This is a genomic window from Brevibacillus ginsengisoli (assembly GCF_050113715.1).
Lineage (GTDB): Bacteria > Bacillota > Bacilli > Brevibacillales > Brevibacillaceae > Brevibacillus_H > Brevibacillus_H ginsengisoli.
The window spans coordinates 204,677-225,926 of the sequence record NZ_JBNJQR010000011.1 but is presented as its reverse complement, the minus strand read 5'-3'; the positions used below and the strand labels follow the sequence as shown (position 1 = coordinate 225,926).

19 protein-coding genes, 3 tRNA genes and 1 rRNA gene are annotated in these 21,250 nt (G+C 46.3%); 16 read left to right on the top strand and 7 right to left on the bottom strand.

Features of this window, described 5'->3' with window-relative positions:
- From ACQCN2_RS21005 to ACQCN2_RS20980, 6 genes are all read left to right on the top strand, one after another.
- Positions 1-97, top strand: a 23S ribosomal RNA gene (locus ACQCN2_RS21005); the annotation flags it as partial.
- 124 nt (positions 98-221) lie between these two features.
- Positions 222-298 (top strand) — tRNA-Arg (locus ACQCN2_RS21000).
- 84 nt (positions 299-382) lie between these two features.
- Positions 383-459 (top strand) — tRNA-Pro (locus tag ACQCN2_RS20995).
- A gap of 8 nt (positions 460-467) precedes the next feature.
- Positions 468-550, top strand: a tRNA-Leu gene (locus ACQCN2_RS20990).
- A gap of 168 nt (positions 551-718) precedes the next feature.
- Positions 719-1,384 (top strand): methyltransferase family protein, encoded by a 666-nt coding sequence (locus tag ACQCN2_RS20985; protein WP_426930905.1) that lies wholly within the window; start codon positions 719-721, stop codon positions 1,382-1,384.
- 117 nt (positions 1,385-1,501) lie between these two features.
- A complete protein-coding gene (locus ACQCN2_RS20980) occupies positions 1,502-2,089 on the top strand; it encodes a Crp/Fnr family transcriptional regulator (RefSeq protein WP_426930904.1) in 588 nt (195 codons plus the stop codon).
- Here ACQCN2_RS20980 and ACQCN2_RS20975 read toward each other — a convergent pair.
- Entirely contained in the window at positions 2,055-2,777 is a 723-nt protein-coding gene (locus ACQCN2_RS20975) for a DUF4386 domain-containing protein (protein ID WP_426930903.1), read from the bottom strand. The genes ACQCN2_RS20980 and ACQCN2_RS20975 overlap by 35 nt on opposite strands.
- Positions 2,778-2,875: 98 nt before the next feature.
- Positions 2,876-3,244 (bottom strand): DUF1360 domain-containing protein, encoded by a 369-nt coding sequence (locus tag ACQCN2_RS20970; RefSeq protein ID WP_426930902.1) that lies wholly within the window; start codon positions 3,242-3,244, stop codon positions 2,876-2,878.
- 184 nt (positions 3,245-3,428) lie between these two features.
- Between ACQCN2_RS20970 and ACQCN2_RS20965 the strand changes: the two genes are divergently transcribed.
- Complete coding sequence (locus tag ACQCN2_RS20965; RefSeq protein ID WP_426930901.1) at positions 3,429-5,066, top strand: dynamin family protein; 1,638 nt, start codon at positions 3,429-3,431, stop codon at positions 5,064-5,066.
- 16 nt (positions 5,067-5,082) lie between these two features.
- On the top strand, positions 5,083-7,053 hold the full coding sequence (locus ACQCN2_RS20960; RefSeq protein WP_426930900.1) for a dynamin family protein: 1,971 nt from the start codon (positions 5,083-5,085) through the stop codon (positions 7,051-7,053).
- Between the two features lie 58 nt (positions 7,054-7,111).
- Here ACQCN2_RS20960 and ACQCN2_RS20955 read toward each other — a convergent pair whose 3' ends face one another.
- On the bottom strand, positions 7,112-7,573 hold the full coding sequence (locus ACQCN2_RS20955) for a hypothetical protein (RefSeq protein ID WP_426930899.1): 462 nt from the start codon (positions 7,571-7,573) through the stop codon (positions 7,112-7,114).
- A gap of 198 nt (positions 7,574-7,771) precedes the next feature.
- Between ACQCN2_RS20955 and ACQCN2_RS20950 the strand changes: the two genes are divergently transcribed.
- The 6 genes from ACQCN2_RS20950 (at position 7,772) to ACQCN2_RS20925 (ending at position 13,184) form a co-directional block, all read left to right on the top strand.
- Positions 7,772-7,984 (top strand): cold-shock protein, encoded by a 213-nt coding sequence (locus ACQCN2_RS20950; RefSeq protein WP_426930898.1) that lies wholly within the window; start codon positions 7,772-7,774, stop codon positions 7,982-7,984.
- 127 nt (positions 7,985-8,111) lie between these two features.
- Positions 8,112-9,299 (top strand): M20 metallopeptidase family protein, encoded by a 1,188-nt coding sequence (locus ACQCN2_RS20945; RefSeq protein WP_426930897.1) that lies wholly within the window; start codon positions 8,112-8,114, stop codon positions 9,297-9,299.
- A 20-nt stretch (positions 9,300-9,319) separates the two neighbouring features.
- Positions 9,320-10,159, top strand: a complete 840-nt coding sequence (locus ACQCN2_RS20940) for an alpha/beta hydrolase family protein (protein WP_426930896.1) — start codon at positions 9,320-9,322, stop codon at positions 10,157-10,159.
- Between the two features lie 427 nt (positions 10,160-10,586).
- Positions 10,587-12,212 carry a citramalate synthase gene (cimA, locus tag ACQCN2_RS20935; protein WP_426930895.1) on the top strand — a complete coding sequence of 542 codons (1,626 nt, stop codon included), beginning with the start codon at positions 10,587-10,589 and terminating at the stop codon, positions 12,210-12,212.
- 155 nt (positions 12,213-12,367) lie between these two features.
- Positions 12,368-12,895 (top strand): ECF transporter S component, encoded by a 528-nt coding sequence (locus tag ACQCN2_RS20930; RefSeq protein WP_426930894.1) that lies wholly within the window; start codon positions 12,368-12,370, stop codon positions 12,893-12,895.
- A 49-nt stretch (positions 12,896-12,944) separates the two neighbouring features.
- Positions 12,945-13,184 (top strand): hypothetical protein, encoded by a 240-nt coding sequence (locus ACQCN2_RS20925; RefSeq protein ID WP_426930893.1) that lies wholly within the window; start codon positions 12,945-12,947, stop codon positions 13,182-13,184.
- A gap of 427 nt (positions 13,185-13,611) precedes the next feature.
- Here ACQCN2_RS20925 and ACQCN2_RS20920 read toward each other — a convergent pair whose 3' ends face one another.
- The 3 genes from ACQCN2_RS20920 to ACQCN2_RS20910 all read right to left on the bottom strand — a co-directional run bounded on the left by ACQCN2_RS20920 (position 13,612) and on the right by ACQCN2_RS20910 (position 17,116).
- On the bottom strand, positions 13,612-13,842 hold the full coding sequence (locus tag ACQCN2_RS20920) for a DUF1128 domain-containing protein (protein ID WP_426930892.1): 231 nt from the start codon (positions 13,840-13,842) through the stop codon (positions 13,612-13,614).
- A 17-nt stretch (positions 13,843-13,859) separates the two neighbouring features.
- A complete protein-coding gene (locus tag ACQCN2_RS20915) occupies positions 13,860-16,355 on the bottom strand; it encodes a U32 family peptidase (protein WP_426930891.1) in 2,496 nt (831 codons plus the stop codon).
- Positions 16,356-16,525: 170 nt separating this feature from the next.
- Positions 16,526-17,116, bottom strand: a complete 591-nt coding sequence (locus tag ACQCN2_RS20910) for a TetR/AcrR family transcriptional regulator (RefSeq protein ID WP_426930890.1) — start codon at positions 17,114-17,116, stop codon at positions 16,526-16,528.
- Between the two features lie 182 nt (positions 17,117-17,298).
- Here ACQCN2_RS20910 and ACQCN2_RS20905 point away from each other — a divergent pair, with 182 nt between their 5' ends.
- A complete protein-coding gene (locus ACQCN2_RS20905; RefSeq protein WP_426930889.1) occupies positions 17,299-17,772 on the top strand; it encodes an N-acetyltransferase in 474 nt (157 codons plus the stop codon).
- A 123-nt stretch (positions 17,773-17,895) separates the two neighbouring features.
- On the top strand, positions 17,896-20,013 hold the full coding sequence (locus tag ACQCN2_RS20900) for a methyl-accepting chemotaxis protein (protein ID WP_426930888.1): 2,118 nt from the start codon (positions 17,896-17,898) through the stop codon (positions 20,011-20,013).
- 57 nt (positions 20,014-20,070) lie between these two features.
- On the opposite strand, the gene ACQCN2_RS20895 is transcribed toward ACQCN2_RS20900, so the two are convergent.
- Positions 20,071-21,216, bottom strand: coding sequence for an MFS transporter (locus tag ACQCN2_RS20895; protein ID WP_426930887.1), 1,146 nt, complete (start codon positions 21,214-21,216; stop codon positions 20,071-20,073).
- Positions 21,217-21,250 lie beyond the last annotated feature (34 nt).

Genomic DNA, 21,250 nt, shown 5'->3' with positions numbered 1-21,250 from the left:
GTAAGACCCCTCATAGACGATGAGGTTGATAGGTTCGGTGTGGAAGTGCGGCAACGCATGGAGCTGACGAATACTAATCGGTCGAGGACTTATCCACGTATCCTTAAGTAATCAGAGCGAGTATATGTTTTTGTGCAGCGACTTTGCGCCATAGGCGGACGGAGCCAACAAGAAGCATATAGGAGCGATTCTTGCGTATTCAGTTTTGAAGGAATAATCATGTGCCCTTAGCTCAGCTGGATAGAGCGTTTGACTACGAATCAAAAGGTCGGGAGTTCGAATCTCTCAGGGCACGCCATATACCTTCTACCCCAAAAAGTGACGAAATCCTTCGAAGCTTACACCGAATACTTTTCGGGGGCCCCAGAACAAAAAACAAAATCGGGAAGTAGCTCAGCTTGGTAGAGTACTTGGCTTGGGACCAAGGGGTCGCAGGTTCGAATCCTGTCTTCCCGACCATTATAATTGCCGGTATGGCGGAATTGGCAGACGCGCGCGACTCAAAATCGTGAGGGAAACCGTGGGGGTTCAAGTCCCTCTACCGGCACCATACATAGTTAATAAAGTCTTGAGACGGTGAATCACTCGTTTCGGGGCTTTTTTTCATTTAGGCCCTAGTCAAGAAATGTGTTTATTTTTTTAAAACAAAAGGGCAGAATTGTACGGCGAATATATTTGAGTAATCATGAAAAGATTAATTTTGTGGGAGGTGTAGTTTGTGTTAAAGAAAAAGGTATACCTTAGTACGCTCCTGCTTTCAATCGTTTTCTTTGCTTTACTTTTTTTACCCGCAGGATCGCTTGATTTTTGGGAGGCATGGATTTATATTGGAATCTTTTTTGGTTCAACATCCTTTATCAATGAATATTTTTTGAACAGGGATCCTGAACTAATAAAAAGAAGAAGTAATGCGAAAGAAAAAGAAAAGGAACAAAAAGTTTTTCAAACGATATCTGGTGTCACTTTTTTTGTTGGATTGTTAGTTATTCCAGGTTTAGACTATCGTTTTGGTTGGTCAAATGTTTCTTTATTTATTGTATTAGTCGCAGATGCTATCATCTTGCTCGGTTTTTTGATTGTTTTCTTAGTTTTCAAACAGAATTCATATACGTCTGCGATAATTGAAGTCAGCGAGAACCAGAAAGTTGTATCTACAGGTCCATATGCGGTGGTTCGTCATCCAATGTATACAGGTGCTCTATTCATAATATTGTTCACTCCTCTTGCATTAGGTTCAATTTGGGCGTTGATTCCCTCTTTTTTTATCATGATTTTTATTGTTCTAAGGCTGTTAAATGAAGAAAAAGTATTGTTAAAAGAGTTAAAGGGATATGATGATTATTGTAAGAAAACACGTTATCATTTAATTCCTTTTATTTGGTAAGGGTTCAAAAGCTCGGTTCGCCAATCCCTATAGCCGGATCTTACCCTGATACGACGAATTATGTACTGTAAATGATGATGTGAATCAAAATGAAGCTTAAGTTGAAAGGAAAGTTAAATGAAAGAAATACTATTGAAATATCTGACCCAATTTACAACCCTTCGCGAAGAAGAACAACGGGCAATCCTTGAAGAAATTCTTATGGAAGAATATAGAAAAGGAACCATGCTCCTAAGACAAGGAGATGTTCCCACGAAATGTTACTTTGTATTGAAGGGATGTGTTAGACAGTATTCTATAGATGAAACGGGAAAAGAGATTACATCCAATTTCTATACAGAAGAACAAGCGATTGTGAATTTTAACCACCATAAACAAGATAAAACATCCGCATACTTTTTAACTTGTTTAGAAGATTGTATTTTGGTAGTTGGAAACCCTGATACTGTAAGTAACATGTTTAGCAAACAGCCACAGCTCGAAACAATGTCACGCAAAATGTTAGAAGAAAACCTTAGTGAGATACAAGATGGATTAGCTTCCTTTATCGCTTCTACACCTGAAGAACGCTACAAAACATTATTACAGAAACGTCCTTCCTTAGTTGATCGTGTACCCCAACATCAATTGGCCAGTTATCTTGGCATGACTCCGGAGTCGTTAAGCAGAATCAAGAAAAGAATATCGGGACTTTTCCTCCTCTAAGCAGCAACCATATCCCAAAGCCCAATTCTCCTGCGATCATGGGCAGACTAAATACAATTTGAAGAGTTGAAATGATCCCAATAAATTGTGGAAAAAACGTTTTGCTTAGGTTGATGGCGATATAACCAACTGAAGCCAGCAGCAATAATAGACTAATGACCTTGGGGATGTTGGTTGATTGAAAAGCCAAATAACCTACAGTCATAAGATGCGCGCCAAAGATGATCAAACCAATCGACCAAATTGTTTCGAATGCTTTCAAATAAACCATCATTTGTGCTTGTAGTTGATTGATTTGAAATAATGATAATAGCTCTGTACCTTTCGAGAGATTCAACACAAATATCAAATTCAGTATGGCAATTCCCAGAATAGCCACATAGGTCAGACGTAGCCATGCACCAAGCAATGAAAGGTTCTTGTTTATTGGCTTTAGGAAGAGATAGAATGCCCAGGCGACGACTATGTCACAGATCAGGGTAATGACCCACCCAAAGATTTCAGCTTTGTACAGCAAAGTGGATGATTGGATATTGTGAAATGTGGCGATGGCATCTCCTTGCACGATAAGACTTCCATGGACATAGCCATAGGAAAAAAATGAGGCAAACGTCATGATGAGAAGTGATATGCCAGCAGTCAGAGCTGATTTTCGTTGATACGATCGCTCATTAACTAAGGTAGCCATAAGATAAAACCTCCTAGGTTGCATTGTTGATTCTATTGTAGGAGGAAATTTATCGCGGATCATTGACTTAAATCAAGATTGAAAATATCCAACGAGAGTCATTTTTTTTCGGACAAGAACTGAACCAGCTTCGTGCCTACTCCGACAAATGTTTCCAGGATCGCCTGCGCGCCGGCAATGGAGAGAATGAAGATCACTGGCTTGGAGATATGGGGAATCAATAAATAGGAAACCCCTAGTATAATAGCGCTCCAGATTCCCGTACACCAGTAGCAATTGAGTAGATAGCCAAACATGGAAGTTGGTGTTTTTTTGGTGGAGACGTGGCCCTCATCGTCGACTACTCTTTCTTTACGCAAGAACGGATTGCGCAGAAATTCTGTAATTTTATCAAAGACGATTAAATGGGTAAAACGATAGCTAGCCAAAATAATCATCAAATAGGTCATCCAATCCAGGTTCGGCATGCCAATCCTCCACAGGGTGTATTCCATGTATAGTGTTCCTCAATAGCGAGAAGCTATGAAAAAAACTTGCGTAATACTAGATCATTTGTTTTGATAGTAATGTAAGGTCGCGAAAAGTTCACAAAAAGATCAAACTTCAATGAATTTGCGTCTTACAACGGAGAAGAGATGGGGTAGATATTGAATGGCAAGCAACTATACGGTTGAGGCGCCGATCGGAATGAATGATCTGGCGAGCCGATTAATTCGTTTACAAAATGAGCTGGAACAAGCAAAAGACAAACAGAATGCCGATAAATTAACACAACTCGTGCGCAAGGTAGAGACAGGTGAGATGAGCATCGCCTTTTGTGGCCACTTCTCAGCGGGAAAATCGACGATGATTAATACGCTGCTGGGAAGAGAATTGTTGCCATCCAACCCTATTCCGACAAGTGCCAATGTTGTGAAGATAAGAAGCGGTGAGCCTGCAGCGCGAGCCTATACGAGACATCACGGGGTTGTTTCTTTTGACCCGACCACCGAGATTGATCAGTTGAAGAAATACGCTGTAGACGGCGACACAGTGGATTGGGTGGAGATCCAGTATCCAGACCTATTTATGGGGGATCAGGGAAGCCTGCTCGATACGCCTGGAATCGATTCAACAGACGCTGCGCATAAGATAGCGACCGAATCCGCATTGCATTTGGCCGATGTGGTGATCTATATGATGGACTACAACCATGTACAAGCGGAGGAGAACTTCAATTTTACCAAGACATTGAAGGATCGTGGCAAGCCTGTCTATCTTGTGATTAACATGATTGATAAGCATGTGGATTTTGAGCTGGATTTTGACAGCTATAAAGAAAGTGTCGAAGAGTCCTTTGCCACATGGAATATCCAACCCGACGGCATTTTTTACACTTCGTTGGCGGAGCCTGACCATCCGGAGAACCAGTATGAAGAATTCCGCGCCAAGTTGAAGGAGCTTTTCACGCAGTCCGAGCAGTATATCCAAGAGAGTGTGACCTACTCTGCGCAATACCTAATTGAAGAGCATGTACGGTTTGTTTCTCGACAAAACGAAGAGGCAAGACAAGCACTGGAAGCCAAACTTGAAGCTCTCGGTACAGAGTTGGGAGCCGAAGAGGCGCAGACTACTCAGGCGAAGTTGAATGCGCTTACGACTGAGATCGAGCAGTTGAATGAGCAACTGACGAATGCCCGATCCAGCATGGAAAAAGAGCTGCAAACCCTCTTGGAAAACGCGCGCCTCACCTACTACAGCACCAATGAAGCGGCGGAAAAATACTTGGAGAGCCGCAAACCGAACTTCAAGGTGGGCCTTCTATTTTCCGGTAAGAAGACAGAAGAAGAGCGTACAGCACGCATGCAAAACTTGCTTAGCGATTTCAGCGAAAAGGTAGCCAGCAATTTGGAGTGGCACTACAAGGATCTCTTAAGCAAGCTGCCAGAGCAATTCGGCGTACGTGACGAAGCGTATCACGCAGCCGTACATGCCATTAAGATTGAAGTAACACCAGAGTTTCTTGCTTCGCAGGTTAAAGAAGGAGCAGTATCGAGCGAATATGTGCTCAATTACTGTAAAGATATCTCCAATGGCATCAAAGTGGAGTACCGCAGAACGGGACTGCATTTTATCGAGCAGGTAACCAAGCGATTGAGCGAACAGCTGGGAGATCAGCTTGAGTCCTTGCGAGCACAGGCAGACAAGCTAAGAAATGCGGCTTCTGTCTATGCCCAACTAGAAGAGCTAAAGAGTCAAGAGCACACTCTTATGAATCAATTACGAGCGATATTGTTGTCGGGTCAATAAAAGGAGAATCCAAATCATGAATCAGGTAAAGACAAGACTGCTGCACGCGGCGGATCAGCTACAACAAACCAGTAAACAAATTGAATCAGTCGTGGGAATGCAGGCGTTGGCGAGAGAGTTGACCGAACGCGCAGAACGTTTACGCACCAACCAATTTACGGTCGCGCTGTTTGGGGCGTTTAGCGCGGGGAAATCTTCTTTTGCCAATGCGATGATGAGGGACATGGTCCTGCCGGTTTCACCGAATCCAACCACTGCCGCGATTAACAAAATCATGCCGCCTACTGAGACCTATCCACATGGAACGGTGCGGGTCATTGTGAAATCCAAGCAAGCGATTGAAGCCGATGTATTGCGCTCGTTGGCTGTGTTTGAGATTGCGGCTTCCGATATGGAGAGTGGCTTGTCCGCCATTCAATCGATTGATGTGGCGCAGATTGCACCGAACGCGAAGCCGCACTATACGTTTTTGCGTGCCGTTGCCAAAGGCTTGCCGGAGATGGGAGCGCATCTTGGCGGAGAACTGATTGTGGATCAGCAAGCCTTTAAATCACTGGTTGCCAAAGAAGAGAAAGCCTGCTTCACGGAGTTCATTGAGTTGTACTATTCCTGTCCGTTGACGGATCAAGGGATTGTCCTCGTGGATACACCTGGGGCGGATTCTATCAATGCTCGTCACACTGGAGTCGCTTTTGACTATATCAAGAACGCAGACGCTGTATTGTTCGTGACCTATTACAACCATGCATTTGCCCATGCGGACCGTGAGTTTTTGCTGCAAATGGGACGAGTGAAAGACACCTTTGAAATGGATAAGATGTTTTTCGTGGTCAACGCTGCCGACTTGGCGGCTACACCGGAAGAGCTTCAGGGTGTGCTGGAGCATGTGGAGAAAAATCTGCTTTCTTGCGGGATTCGCCATCCACGCCTGTACCCAATCTCCAGTCAGACGGCACTTTTGGCACGTATGCACGAAAAAGGCAAGCTGACCGCATCCGCAGAAAAGGTTTACCGCCAGCGTACAAATGCAGCGGAGAATGATCCAGTGCCATCTGCAGAAACAGGGCTGGAACTGTCGGGGATTCTTCAATTTGAGAGGGATTTCATGCGCTTTAGCCTGGAAGAATTGACAGACATGGCAGTGACGGCGGCTCGCAATGAAATGAAACGCTCGGAAGAAACCTTGCGCGAATTTATCGAAATGGCCGAGGCAGGCGAAGAAGTGCGCCAAGAGCGAAAAAGACAAGCGGAAATCGCCAAGGAGCAAGCGCAACAACTCATTCGGAATTATTCCGTCGCTTCCGAAGAACGCGATTTGCATAAAGAGCGGGAAGAACTGGTTTACTACGTGAAACAGCGTCTATTCTTCCGCTTTAACGAGTTGTTTAATTTCGCATTCAATTCATCGGTGATTAAAGATGACGGACGCAATTTGAAAAAAGCCCTGCAAAGCTCACTCGTCGATCTCTTGCGCTCCATTGCGTACGATTTGGCTCAGGAGCTTCGGGCGACCTCGCTTCGTTTGGAAAAATTCACGAATAAAGCGGGCGGCAATCTCATCCGCGTGTGGGAAGGGGAACTGGCCACTTACGCCAATCACTTCAAGCTGGCCCCTTACCAGACGGTCAACATCGATACACCGGAGTTCGCGGAAGAGCTGCCTGCTGGAGTGTCCGTTTTTCAGTCCGCGTTATCTTCTTTTAAAAACACCAAGGATTTCTTTGAACAGGATGGTAAAGTGAGAATGCGTGACGAGCTGGAGAAGCTGGCTCAGCAGCCTGTTCAGGATTATCTGGCACAAGGCTCCGATCGTCTGGCTTCGGTCTACTCCGAGGCTTTCAGTCAAAGTATTGCACATGAGAAGGAGCATGCGATTGCGCAACTGGAAGAATATTTTACAGGTGTGTTTGCGGCGCTCGACATGAAGATAGATTTGGCCGAATTGAGACAGAAGCATGCGGTGATTGGGCAATTACTTCAATCCTAGCAGAAAAGAAGCCGACCCCCTTAACGATCAGGGGTTCGGCTTCTTTCATAAACGATCACTACTGCACCTGTATTTGTCCATTGGAGTCGAGCACAACGTTGAATTCCTTCACAATGGTTGGTTGTTCCTTCGGGTTATTGAGGTTGTAACGCAGAACCTGGAATGTGCCGTCCGCCATTAATTTTCCTTTGAACTGCACACCAAATATGTCCGAACGATAGAAATCGAAGTCGGCTAACTCCGTATTTTTCAGCTCTTTAGCTATTAGCTTCCCATCTCCGCTGAACATGGCTTTACGCAATTTTTCCGATGAATCGTATTTCTTTTGCAGATAGGTCTTTAATTGTTGAGCCACTTCAGAATCAGCAATCTCTTTGCCTTTGTCGATCACTTGTTTTCCCGTATCAATCACTTGTTTTCCCGCGTCTACTGCTTGTTGGGCATTATTTACCGTTTGGTCTAAATTACCGCACGCTGTCAACAATAGCGCGGATAGCATGAGAATGAATATACTGCGCATGGGCTATAGTCTCTCCTTTTACAACAATAATTCTCTTGGTAGAAATATTTACTATTGTAGCCCAAAACCATACAGTTTAGAATACCGCTTCAGTCAAACGCTGATTTTTCTGGAACCATAGGCTCAATTCCCTTTTCTCCTGCATAGGATAGGGTAAGGCAAGAGATTGCTGTCGGTAGTGATAAGGGAGGATCCAGTATGATGCAAGGAAAAGTGAAATGGTTCAACAAGGAAAAAGGGTATGGCTTCATTGAGAAAAACGGTGGTGGAGACGTATTTGTTCACTACACAGGTATTGCAGGGACCGGTTACCGCAACTTAGAAGAAGGTGAACTGGTTTCTTTTGATATAGTGGATGGGCAGCGTGGTCCACAGGCGGCTAACGTTCTGCGGCAAAGCCATAATAGCTAAAAACCACAAACGATCGGGACTCCCAGGTTCCGGTCGTTTTTTTTAAAAGGTTTGCTTATAGTCTTTTGATTCTTGATGATAAGCTTTATAGTAAAGATTAAATATGGAATGAACAGGTGGTGGGAAGATGCTTTCAGAACAATTGAAGGACTTGCTTACAGAACTTGAGCCTCAAATGGTTAGCTGGCGACGGCATTTGCACCAGAATCCCGAACTATCCTTCCAAGAAGAGAAAACTCCCGCAATGATCGCCGAGATTCTCAAGCAGCTTGAATTCGATGAAGTGCGCACCGGAGTTGGGAGCCGCGGGGTAGTGGGACTGCTGCGTGGTGGTCAACCGGGGAAAACGGTGGCGATTCGGGCAGACTTTGACGCCCTGCCGATTCAGGATCAAAAAGACGTACCGTACAAATCACAGGTTCCTGGCGTCATGCACGCATGTGGACACGATGCCCATACTTCCACGTTATTGGGCTTGGCCACCGTGTTTGCCAAGCATCGGGAGCAAATGAAAGGGAATGTCGTCTTTATTTTTCAGCATGCGGAGGAGGAAAATCCGGGTGGAGCGACCGCCATGGTTCAGGACGGGGCATTAGAGGGGGTTGACGCGATTTTTGGCGCTCATCTGTGGTCGATGGCTCCTGTCGGCAAGGTTTGGATTTCCGCTGGCCCAATTATGGCCAATACAGACGACTTCATTATTGACATCAAGGGAAAAGGTGGACATGGCGCAGTCCCTCAAGAGACGATTGACTCCATTGTCATCGGTTCACAGATCGTAACGAACCTGCAAACACTTGTCAGCCGCAATGTAAGTCCAATGGACAGTCTGGTGGTAACGGTTGGAACGTTCCATGCCGGAAACAATTTTAACGTCATTGCTGATACCTGCCGACTGACTGGAACCGTTCGTTCTTTTGCACCAGAAGTAAGAGATCTGGCGGAAAAAAGATTGAAGGAAATTGCTCAGGGAGCGGCATCTATGCTAGGGGGATCAGCTGCAGTTCAATACGACCGTGGCTATCCAGCGGTCATTAACAGTGAGCGAGAATCACAGATTGTCCGGGAGGCTGCCAGCAAAGTGCTAGGTGAGTCTCATGTAGAAAAGATGACCCCGATCATGGGTGGGGAAGACTTTTCTTACTATTTGGAAAAAGTTCCGGGAGCTTTCGTCTTCATCGGTGCAGGCAATCCAGATAAAGGAGTCGAATATCCGCATCACCATCCACGCTTTGATATTGATGAGAAGTCGATGTTAGTGAGTGCTGAGGTTCTGGGCAGAAGTGCGCTTGCCTTTTTGGAATCGAACGAGTAATTAGGAAGTGAGGGGATCGTATGCAACAGGCATTTGAACTGGCAATCGATAATGGCTTGACCATTCGTGGGAATGTCCATACGCAGGAAGAGGGAACGAAGCCGCATCCTGTTTTGATTTTTTGCCATGGTTTTAAGGGATTTAAGGATTGGGGCAGCTTTCCGTACGCCAATGAAGAGCTGTCCAAGCAAGGAATCGTGAGTGTTCGGATTAATTTTTCTCGCAACGGCGTCGGGGCAAGTCTCACAGACTTTGACGAGCTGGAAAAGTTCGCGGTGAATACATATGCAAGAGAAGTCCTTGACCTAGAGGTTTTGCTAGATGCGCTCCTGAGCGACCAGCTGCCTTTTTCCGAACAGATGGATAAAGAAAATATCTATATTGTTGGGCACAGCAAGGGCGGGGGAGACGCTATTTTATTCGGTTCGGCGAGTGACAAGATCAAAGGCATTATCACCTGGAACGGAATAGCCGATGTCGATTTGTTTGATCCCAAGCTTCGTGACGAGATTGCGAACAATGGCGTAGGGTACATCCATAACGCCCGTACCAAACAGGACATGCCCATCAAACAAGTCGTGATTGACGATGTGGATCAGAACGAGGAAAAATACAATCTGATCGACAAGGTGAGCAAGCTGAATAAACCGCTCCTGATTGTACAGGGCGAGCAGGATTTTGCCAGATTGGTAAAAGGCGCAGGCCGTCTCCATGAAGCTGCCCCAACCAGTGAGCTGCATTGGATTTCTACCGGAGATCATACTTGGAACGCGAAGCATCCTTTTGCCGGGAGTACATCTGAGCTGGAAGAAGCTATCCGTGTCACAGCGGATTTTGTGAAGAAGCATACGTCGGCTTAATAATCGAATAGGACTAACAGTCAAGCCCGCCGCATTGTGATCAATAGCGGTTGGGCTTTTTTATAATATAGAAATGTTTAATTACTTTACAGAAGAAAAGTAATTGGACATTTCTTCCATTCACGTAAGCTGACTTCGTCCATTTGTAACTCATTTTAAGCGATACAAAGCGAAGAGAACGTAGGAAGGAAAAGAGTCGGCATTCTTTACTCCTATGAGAAGCGAAGTGATTTTCTTGTCGACTCCCTTCCGAAGTGAACGGAGCGGACAGATGATGCTACAAGCGAGCTTAAACAGAGAGGAGAGGGACGAAGTCTTTTCTTAAACCTTTCCTTCAAGGTACAGACTGTGATATACTCATAGGCAAAATATTAGATAGAAACTAAAAATTCTAAAAATTTCAACAAAATGGAGATGGGAGAAAATCATGGGAGAGAAAAAGGTCTATCTGTATGACACGACGTTACGCGACGGTACTCAAGGAGAAGGAATCAGCTTATCTGTCGAGGATAAATGTAAAATTGCCCTTCGCTTGGATCAGTTCGGTGTTGATTTCATCGAAGGTGGCTGGCCAGGGAGCAATCCCAAAGACATGGCTTTTTTTGAGCGTGTCAAGAGCATGAAGTTTACACATGCCAAAGTAACGGCTTTTGGTAGTACTTGTCGGCCAGGCGTATCAGCAGATGAGGATGAGAATCTTGGCGCCATACTGAACAGCGGAGTACAAGTGGCTGCGATTTTCGGCAAATCCTGGGATTTGCATGTCACAGAGGCATTAAAGACCACCTTGGAAGAAAATTTGAGAATGGTTCGGGACTCTGTTACCTACCTGAGGGAATGCGGGTTGACCGTTCTCTTTTTGGCAGAGCATTTCTTTGACGGCTATAAACAAAATCCGATCTATGCCTTGCGCGTGCTTGAGGCAGCGGAAGAGGCAGGGGCTGATTGGATCGTGCTCTGCGATACCAACGGCGGAAGTCTTCCGCATGAGGTCTATGAGATTGTGACGGCCATTCGTTCTTCGGTACAGGTGCCGCTTGGAATCCATAGCCATAACGATGGGGAGCTGGCGGTAGCGAACGCATTGATGGCGGTTCGAGCGGGAGCCACACAGGTACAGGGAACGATCAATGGAATTGGGGAGCGCTGTGGCAATGCTAACCTGGTTTCTGTCATCCCCAATCTACAGTTGAAGCTTGGGTTTACGTGTGTAAGCGAAGAGCAATTGGGTCAATTAACCAAGGTATCTCGGTATGTTGCAGAAATCGCCAACATGGTTACGCCAAACAATCAACCGTTTGTCGGGAACAGCGCTTTTGCTCATAAGGGCGGCATTCACGTCAGTGCCGTGCTAAAAAATCCTGAGACCTATGAACATCTCGAGCCAGAGAGGATTGGGAACCGAAGACGGGTACTGGTCTCGGAATTGTCTGGACAAAGCAATCTTTTGGCTAAATCGGAAGAACTGCAACTTACTTTTGATAAAGAAAAGCCGGAAGCTAGACAGGTCATCAAGCAAATTAAAGAGCGAGAACATCAAGGCTATCAGTACGAAGGAGCGGAGGCTTCACTTTCGTTGATGCTGCTGCAAGCATCGGGTGAGCTCAAAGAATTGTTTGTGCTGGAATCCTTTAAAATTCTCATGGAGAAAACAGCAGACAGCTCCATTGTCTCGGAAGCGGTTGTGAAGCTTCGAGTCAATAATCAGACGGTACATACGGCGGCGGATGGCAATGGTCCAGTTAACGCTTTGGATAACGCGCTACGCAAGGCGTTGGAAGGATATTTCCCTGCTTTATCGAAAATGCATCTGACCGATTATAAAGTACGGGTACTGGATGAAAGTGAAGCTACAGCGGCGAAGGTTCGAGTGCTGATTGAATCAGCGTATGAAGGTGAAAAATGGAGCACGGTTGGTGTATCGACGAACGTCATTGAGGCGAGCTATGAAGCGTTGCTGGATAGTATCAACTATCTCCTGTGGAAGAACAACGAGCAAGCAGGAGTCGTCTGGCAGGAAGCCGAACCGAGAATTGGCATCAGTAATCACTAGAAAATCAAGCGATCAAAGCCTCAAAGGGATACCGGTGTATGCAGGTCTCCCTTTGGGGCTTATGTATTGTGAAAAAATTCGGTTTTATTTCGGTGTGTTTGGGGTAAGTAGAATGTAATGTAGAAATGCCCGAATTCCGCTGGGAGGATATGAACTTGAAAACTCACTACAAGAGATTCCTCACGCTTCTCATTGTAACCATTGTATACGCGATCCTTTCCCATTTGACGGAACACATTTGCCCTTTAGAAAGCTTTCGACCAGCCGTTGCGATATTAGCGGCTTATGCGGCAATTGAGGGGCCGTTATTTGGTTTCTTCATGGGCTTCTTAGGAAATATAGGAGTAGATATTCTGACAGGAGACTACTGGTGGAATTGGAGCATTGGCAACGGCATTATTGGTGCTGTGATTGGACTGCTCTATTTGGTTCCAGGATTTGCGCCGAAAAAAGGAGAGATCCATCTTATCCACTATGTCATGTTTATCATCCTGTCTGTCATTGGAAACTATGTTGGATTAATTGTGGCAGCCTTAGTCGACGTGTGTTTGTCTGATTATGATTTTCAGATGGCGGTTTTTCAATGGGGGTTTGGCTCAGCGACTGCTAATACCGTGATGATTGCCATGTTGGGTATTCCGTTATTGTTTTTATATACCAGAGTGAAACGCATAAACTCATAAGGAGTAGGAACGATATACCTATGATAGTTATCGAAGGAGGAGCGATGCTGTGCGCAATATGGACGCCAAGCAGAATCCCAATCCCTACCCGTATGAGATCGATGTGCGGCTTTCGTTTGATCAACGGATTCAGGAGGAAGTGCTGTGTTCTCTCCTGGAAGATATCCGGCTAACAATCCAAACCAATTATCCCATCATGCAAATCCAAATCATCGGGGACGATCATTTCTGTCCAACTAAGCTTCAGTCCAATGGGCAGGAGCATCGGGAAGAGGTTGTGCCTACATGAGAAAAGACTTCGTCCCTCTATGCTCTGTTTAAGCTCGCTGGTAGCATTTGCTGTCCGCTCCGTTCACTACGGAAGGGAGTCGACAAGAAAATCACTTGGCTTCTCACTGAGGTAAAGAATGCCGACTCTTTTCCTTCCTGCGTTCTCTGCGCTTGGTTTCGCTTAAAATGAGCGGAGAGTGGACGAAATCTCTTCTCTAGCTGGTTTAAGCAATTGAACATTCCAATATTATAAAAAAGAAGTCGATCACGTCAGTTGACGTGATCGACTTCTTTGCTTTAAACGCTCAACCTACTGCTAATAAAAGAGATTTGTCCGCTTCTAGCCTCCTTGGAATTGACTGGAGCGGACTTCTCATCTTCATTGCGAACTTCCACAGAGCGCGTTTCGGCCCCCCGATGAGAGGGGGTAAAGGGACAAAACTCTTTTATTTTTGCTTACGAAACCCACCCAACTCTTCAACAATAGCGGTCATCTCGTTAATGCTAAACGATGGCTTTTTTTGCACCATGTTGTACATATACAGCAGGTCGTCGTAGTTGGCCAGGTCAAAATCCTCTGGTCTCATAACGGCTGTGTTGGCCATGTTCAGTTTTTGCTTGATTCCTTCAATAATAATCTCCAAGTTCTCTTGAGTAGCTTCTTGCAAATTGCTCATGTGTGAATCTCCCCCCATTATTTGGTCAGCTGTCCGCGTGTAACGCCAAGCTGATTGGTTGCTTTCAATGTTTTCCAAACCTTGGTTCCGCTCACTTCACCGCGCAGTGCTTTGCCATAAAGAGCAATCACTTCTTGAACGCGCCGAGGCTCTTCCTCGAGGAATTCTACACGGTAGCTGCCTACCCCAAGCTTTTTGAACTCTGGCAGGTACTCAGCACCAGACTGATCAATCGCGTTATATACGGTGTTACGGCATCCCGTATCCACACGCACCGGGTGGGAGAAGCCGACACGGTCCTCCAAGGAAATACGCGAGGTCTCACATGGTGTGCCGCAGTTCGTATGATCGGTTCCTTCACTTAAGAACGTGCAGTATACACAATGTTCGGTATGGAACATCGGCATGTGTTGGTGAATGACCACTTCGAGCCGAGAAGCGTCTGAATGCTGAAGCAGATCAAGCATTTGCTGGATATTTAAGTCATACGACGGAGTAACTTGCTCTAGACCCGATTCCAGGAAAAGAGATACCGCTTTATGATTCGCCACATTCAAGGAGAAATCGCCGATCAACGGGATATTGAGCTCCTGCTGGCGTGACAGATAGTAATAAAGCGCACCTGTATTGCGAATCAGGATGGCATCCGGCTTGCTTCGGGCGATCAACTCAAGGACGCCGTTCTCGTCAGGCATATGAATCCGCATGGTGGCAAGGGCAATTTTTTTATTGTAACGGTGAGCGATCTCTACCGCTTTGGGATACTGTTTCACAAACTCGAAGTCAGCATACAAGAAATCAACTTCCGTCTGAGCGGCAGCTTCCAATTGTTCCAGCGAGCGGCAAAGTGCTGTCAGATTTGGTTTAGCCGTAATGGTTCGGTTGGCTGGCACATCGTCTAAAACGTTCACATCCCGTTTCACATAAGGGCGCGCCTTGGTTCGCAAACGAATCAACTCATCAACGGCATCACGGCGCATCCGATTTAATTCACTGACGGGAACAATTAGATTCCCTTCTAATTCGAGGGTCAAATCATCCGCCTCGAGATGATATACGGTGCCACCCAGTCGGTTGAATTGATCAAATAAAGTCTCATGGGTCAGAGGGCGCTTGATCGCTTCCTCTAACTGTCTCTCGGAGCGGATGGTGACGGCAAGGTTGAACTCAGGGTCTACCCATGTGGTGACCAACGCTTCACCAATACGTCCCGTTACATGGACCTGGAGTGGTTGCGTATGATAAGGCTTCACGGTCTCGAACGATTTGCGAAGTCGTTTATCCAGCTCAGGGTCATTGGTTTTCCACACCCGATCGCCAACGTGGATACGTCCCAGCTTCACATCGTTGCGTCCCATGACAATTTCGTACAAGCCTTTTTCAACCGTTCCTTCTACTTTAGTGCCTCTGTTTAAAATGTCGTATACGCGACCGCCTTCTTCTTTTTGGGTCGGATCGCCTGCGTCAAACACAATCCCGTCTCCGCGTTTCAAAGGGCTTTCCAGTTCAACGAGGATCGAGTGGTTAACGATTTTTTTAACAGTTCCCAGATACACCCCACGGCTTTTTGGAAAAGAGCCATCCAGCAGGGTCTTGTTGTTCGTCCCTTGTAAGAAACCATGGGTGAAACCGCGGGAGAAGCTTTGCTGAAGCTCACGAAGCTCCTCTTTGCTCGGGGCCGTATTTTTGCCTTCAAAATAGCGGTCGATCGCGGTCCGATACTTGCTTACCACATTGGCCACATACTCCGGAGATTTCAACCGTCCTTCAATTTTAAAGGAAGTAACTCCAGCTTCAATCAACTCAGGCACAATGTCGAGTGCGGCCAAATCCTTCGGGGAGAGCAGGTAGGCGATGTTGCCCATTTCTTTGCGTTGTCCATCGACGATCAAATCATAAGGCAAGCGACAGGCTTGGGCACATTCGCCGCGGTTGGCGGAGCGTCCACCCCACATCTCGGAAGTGAGGCACTGCCCAGAGTAAGAGACGCAGAGCGCACCGTGAACGAAAACCTCCATCGGGAGCTTCGCTTTATCCCCAATCGTCTTGATTTCCTTGAGTGAATTCTCGCGTCCCAGTACGACACGTTCCATATCATATGGTTTGGTGAATTCGACAGCTTCTGGTGAAGTAATCGTCATCTGGGTAGAACCGTGAATCGGGAAGTCAGGGGAGATTTCGCGGATCAATTTGACTAGCCCTAAGTCTTGCACGATCACAGCGTCCACACCAGCCTGGATGCAGGCATCAATCAGCTGGCGGGCATCCTCCAACTCGTTCTCAAACACAAGAATATTAAACGTTAGAAAGCCTTTGACGCCATACAGATGAAGGTATGACATGATCTCTGGCAATTCATCCATGGTGAAATTCTCCGCTCTGGCACGGGCATTAAACTTTTCGACCCCGAAATAGACGGCATTAGCGCCGTTCGCGACAGCGGCTTTTAAACAATCCCAGTTACCGGCTGGCGCCAACAACTCGATATCTTCACGCTTTATATGTGTTCCCAATTGGTGTAACCTCCATTGTTTACTGTGAAAAACGCCTCGACGTGTTCATAAAAATAAATCTGACCGTTTTGTTTCATCCTCCATCATAGGGGAAGTGGCTAGTTATCGCAAGCTAACAACTTCTTGTAAATGCGGATGAGGGCCATTCAGGTAAAAAGGGCCGGTTGCCCTTAAGCATCCAGCCCTTCAAATACGATGGAAACCTTCTCTTCCATAATCTCTTCCAACGGCCACGCGCCATCTGAGCGAACCCAGTCGTACAGCGCGTTGTAATAAATGTTCTCCAGCATATTCGCCGCAACCAAGGGGTTGAACTTCGTTTTAATACGCCCTTTCTCCTGAGCTTCCTCTAAGAGATCGGCAAATAAACCGCGAAGCTCGAAATACACATTCTTGTCCGATTCGAGAACCTTCCGATGCTTCATCGAGGACTCGATCAATACCTTGATAAAATCGTAATTCTGCAAATTAACCTCATTCATAATCGTATAAATGCGAAGGACTTTTGCCTTGCAGCTGTCCCCGAAATCCCACTCGTCTCGCCGCTCCTCGATTTCCTGCAGCCGTTCGTAGCCCCAGTTGGCCAGAATGGCTTCCTTCGATGTAAAGTGCAAAAAGATGGTTCCGCGCGCCACATCCGCTTCTTCTGAAATCATGTCAATGGTTGTCGCATCGAAGCCATGCTGCTTGAACAGCTTGATGGATGCGTTAAAAATTTTTAGGCGAGTTTCTTTTTTCTTGCGTTCTCTTCGTGTCGTCATACGCACACCCCCGTTCTTTCTATTATAACATACTGTTTGATTGGCTGGATTTGATTGACAAATCGATAATCTGCAGGAAAAAAAGGGCTAGACGAATTCGCGTTGGGTATGTATATTTATATATTATTACGCATAAATATTCGTATTGAATAGATTGCGAGTCAGAAAGTGGGGAGAAACAGATGAGCTTGACCAAGGCGCTTACCATTCGCCACGCAACCATGAAAGATGTAGATCAAATGCTGAGTATTATCAATGATTATGCACAAAAAGGGCTGATGCTCCCAAGAACCAAGCTGTCCGTCTGTGAGAATCTGCAGTCCTTTATTGTAGCGTTTGACGGCGATAAAGTAGTAGGTGTGGCAGGGTTGCATATTTTGTGGGAGGATCTTGCGGAGATTCGTTCCCTAGCGATTGCCGAAACCGCCAAAGGTCAAGGAATCGGGAAACATCTGGTGCTTTCGCTCATTGAGAGATGCGGACAGCTTGGGATATATCGCGTGTTGTCTCTTACCTATCAGAAGGAATTCTTTGAGAAGTGTGGATTTCAAATTGTAGCCAAGGAATCTCTCCCGCAGAAGGTCTGGAAGGATTGCATTAACTGCTCCAAGCTACCCGTCTGTGACGAGATTGCCATGATTCGAGAAATTCAATAAAAGCACGTGTGAGAATAAGCATAGACCGCCTTTTTTTAACTTTACTGACTCTTATGATAGTGTATAATATACTGAATATACAGAATAGATAGTCGCTTGCACTGGAAAAGGGGGTCTATGCTTATGAAAATTGGAACACGATTACTGCTTATCCTTCTGCTTGTAGGCACGTTGCCTCTCACTGCGGCGGGATTTTTTGCGTATAGCCAAAGCAAACAAGAACTGCTTAAAAGCAGCTCCACTTTCTTGGAGGCCATACGTAATAGCCGCCAGGAACAAGTAGAGAGCTACTTTAGCGAACGGGCCAAGAATCTCGAATCTGTGGCCAGCAATTCCTCCATTATTCAGATGGTGTTTGATTTCGAGAAAGTGTGGCGGAAGGGAAGAACCGATCCAGCTTATCAGGACTTGGAGGTTCAAGCAGGCAAAGAAATCAAAATGATTCAGACTCGCTACGGGTTTGCTAATTTTTATTTGCTGAACGAAGAGGGTGACATTATTTTTGAAGCTAGGCCGCAAGCGGATTTCGGATCCAATCTGCTCGCTGGGCCGCAGAAAGATACAGCTTTTGGACAAATCATCGCCAAAAGTGCAAAATCACAAAGCGTTGAACTCAGTGACGTCAGCCTGTATGAACCATCTGGCAATCAACCAGCGCTTTTCCTGTCCGCCCCGATTTTTGAACAAGGTCGAATGATTGGACAGCTGGTCGGAGAAGTTTCAACCGACTATATCTCCCAACAACTGGAGAGAAGAGAAGGACTAGGGCAAACAGGGAAAATCTATTTGCTTGGACAAGACAAGCTGCTTCGAAATGAGCTGCACTTGCCAAGCAAAGAGCAGACTCTTCTGAAATTAAAGGTGGACACGCCTGTCGCCAATACTGCCCTGCAGCCGAATCAAGAAGGAGGGACAGTGGAAGCGGTTGATTTCCGGGGAAATCCAGTCATGGCTTCGTACAGTCCCGTTAAGGTAGGCAAAATGAATTGGGCGATCCTTGCTGAAATGGACATCGATGAAATCATGGAGGCACCCAATAAAATCCGCGACGCGGCATTGCTGTTTGACGGAATTGTGCTATTGGTCGTGGGGGGAATCGCGACAATGGCCGCCAGAAGCTTCCGCAAGCCGTTAGAGCGAATGGTGTTGGCTACTCAACAAATTGGAGCGGGGGATTTACGTTTTCAATTGGAACCTACATACCTCAGCCGCAAAGACGAGATTGGCGATATGGCCAGGGCTTTTGGGCACATGCAAACCAACCTGACCAACATACTCACGCAGGTGAAGGAAGCCGCGGTCGCGTTGAATCATTCAACGCTGGAGATCAACGGCAACACAGTCGACGTATCCGCTTCGACCGAGCATATTGCTCATATCGTTGTGGAGGTCGTAGAGGCATCCGATCAACAGGTTGGTCGAATGGAGCATACCTTGAATCTGGCGGAGGATTTGTCCAGTGGCATTCGGGTCGTGGCAGCTAATGCCGAACAGGTCGCCGAGTCAGCCAATAAGATGCAGAAGCAGGCTCAGACCGGACGTACGGCGATAGAGGCAATTATAGAAGAAATGCAGCAGATTCATGGTTATGTAAAAGGGTCGGCAGAGAATATTCGGGAATTAAATCAGCTGTCCCACCAAATATCTGAGATGACCAACGCGATTACACAGATCGCTTATCAAACCAATTTGCTTGCTCTTAATGCCGCCATTGAAGCGGCTCGCGCTGGTGAACATGGCAAAGGCTTTGCTGTCGTAGCCGGTGAAGTGCGTAAGCTGTCAGAAGGCACGAATGAGGCCGCCCAACAGATTATCCTTTTGGTTGACAAGATTCAAGGAAGCACGAAGCAAGCCGTAGCGCAAATGGATCAAGGCAGTCAACGGGTGGAGCAAGGGTTGCAGACGGCCCATCATTCGGGTGATTTGTTCCATCAAATTGAACAGCAGATTGATCAGGTGGCAGGTGACATTGAAGGGGTGAGTGTTGCGGTCAGTCGGATGAATCCAAGTGCGATGGAAGTAGTTCATTTTGCGGAAGAAGTATCGGCTTCCTCTACCCAGGCATCATCGGGAATGCAGAGTATCTCTGCGGCAATCGAGGAGCAGAGCGCTTCCATGAACATGATTGCCAAGTCAACCGAGCATCTGACCAATCTGGCCCAGAATCTGGAGCACTCGCTCAAACAGTTTACTATTGTATCTGTAGAAGCAAGGGAGGAACACGCAGGGAGTGAGACTTAAACTCGCTTCTGCTGATATAGAGGAATAAGAGAGTCTATAAAAAAGATTGGCTGTCGATCAGTGGATACTGACCGGCAGCCTTTTATTAATCATCAAACTAAACAGGAAGCTGATGAGGGAGAGTGTGGCCATCGTTTGGTAAAGAGCGGCTCCGCCAAATCGATCAAATACCCACCCGCCAATAAAGGAACCGAAAATACCGGATATCCCGAAAAAGAGGATAGCGAGGATCGTTTGCCCGGTTGCTTTCCATTCTTCCGGAATAACCAAGTACAAATACTGGATCGCCGCCGTATAAAATACAACAAAGGTCACTCCCTGCATGAGCTGAAGGTAGACCACCCATTCAGGCTCCGTCACGATGGAACAGAGGAAATAGCGAATCATATACAGTACAGAAGCGATTGAGATCAGCTGCAGTTCCTTCCCTTTGCGTAAGAATTTATAGCTCACGGCAAAAAAGAAAACCTCTGAAATCGCTGCGATAAACCAAGCTTGCCCAATGAGTGAGGTACCGCCGCCGAGGCTTTGGATATAGACGCCAAGGAAGCTGTCATTCATCCGATGAGGCAGAGCCGTAATCAAGACGAGCAGGAAGAACCAAAGTGCCTTGGGATAGGTGACAAACAGCTTCAAGCTGGTAAGAGAGATGGGTTTACTCGCGGCAGGAGCGTCTGGTAACGCCAGTCCAGTGACGAAGGTGAGCAAACCATAGCCCGCGAACAACCAAGCCAGACTATGGATTCCCCAGTAATCAGAAGCGAATCCTACCAGTAAGGAAGCCGTGGCATAACCGATGGCCCCGAACATGCGAATGGAACCAAAGCTTACCTGAAGCTTCTGGGATATTTGATAGTTGAGACTCTCTGTCAACGGATCAGTTGGCAGGTAAAAGATATACATCAAGAAAACAAGGATCATCAGAGGGACCAACGATGAGGTTTGAAAAAGCGTCACCCCAACCCCGATAGAGATACCAAGCGTGATTAAAATGATTTTCTTGATGGTTTTATATTTGTCACTGATCACGCCCCAAAAAGGCTGAGACAGAATGCCAATAAACGCGCCGATTCCGATGATGACGCCAATACGTGAGGTACTGATCCCTTGCGTTGAAAGATATACCGGTAAAAATGAGATAAAAATGGATAAGAGAGAAAAATAAAAAAAGTTGTAAGCCTTTACAAGCGGAGTCGAAAACATGGTATGATCCTTTCGAGTAAATTTTTTTGCGAAA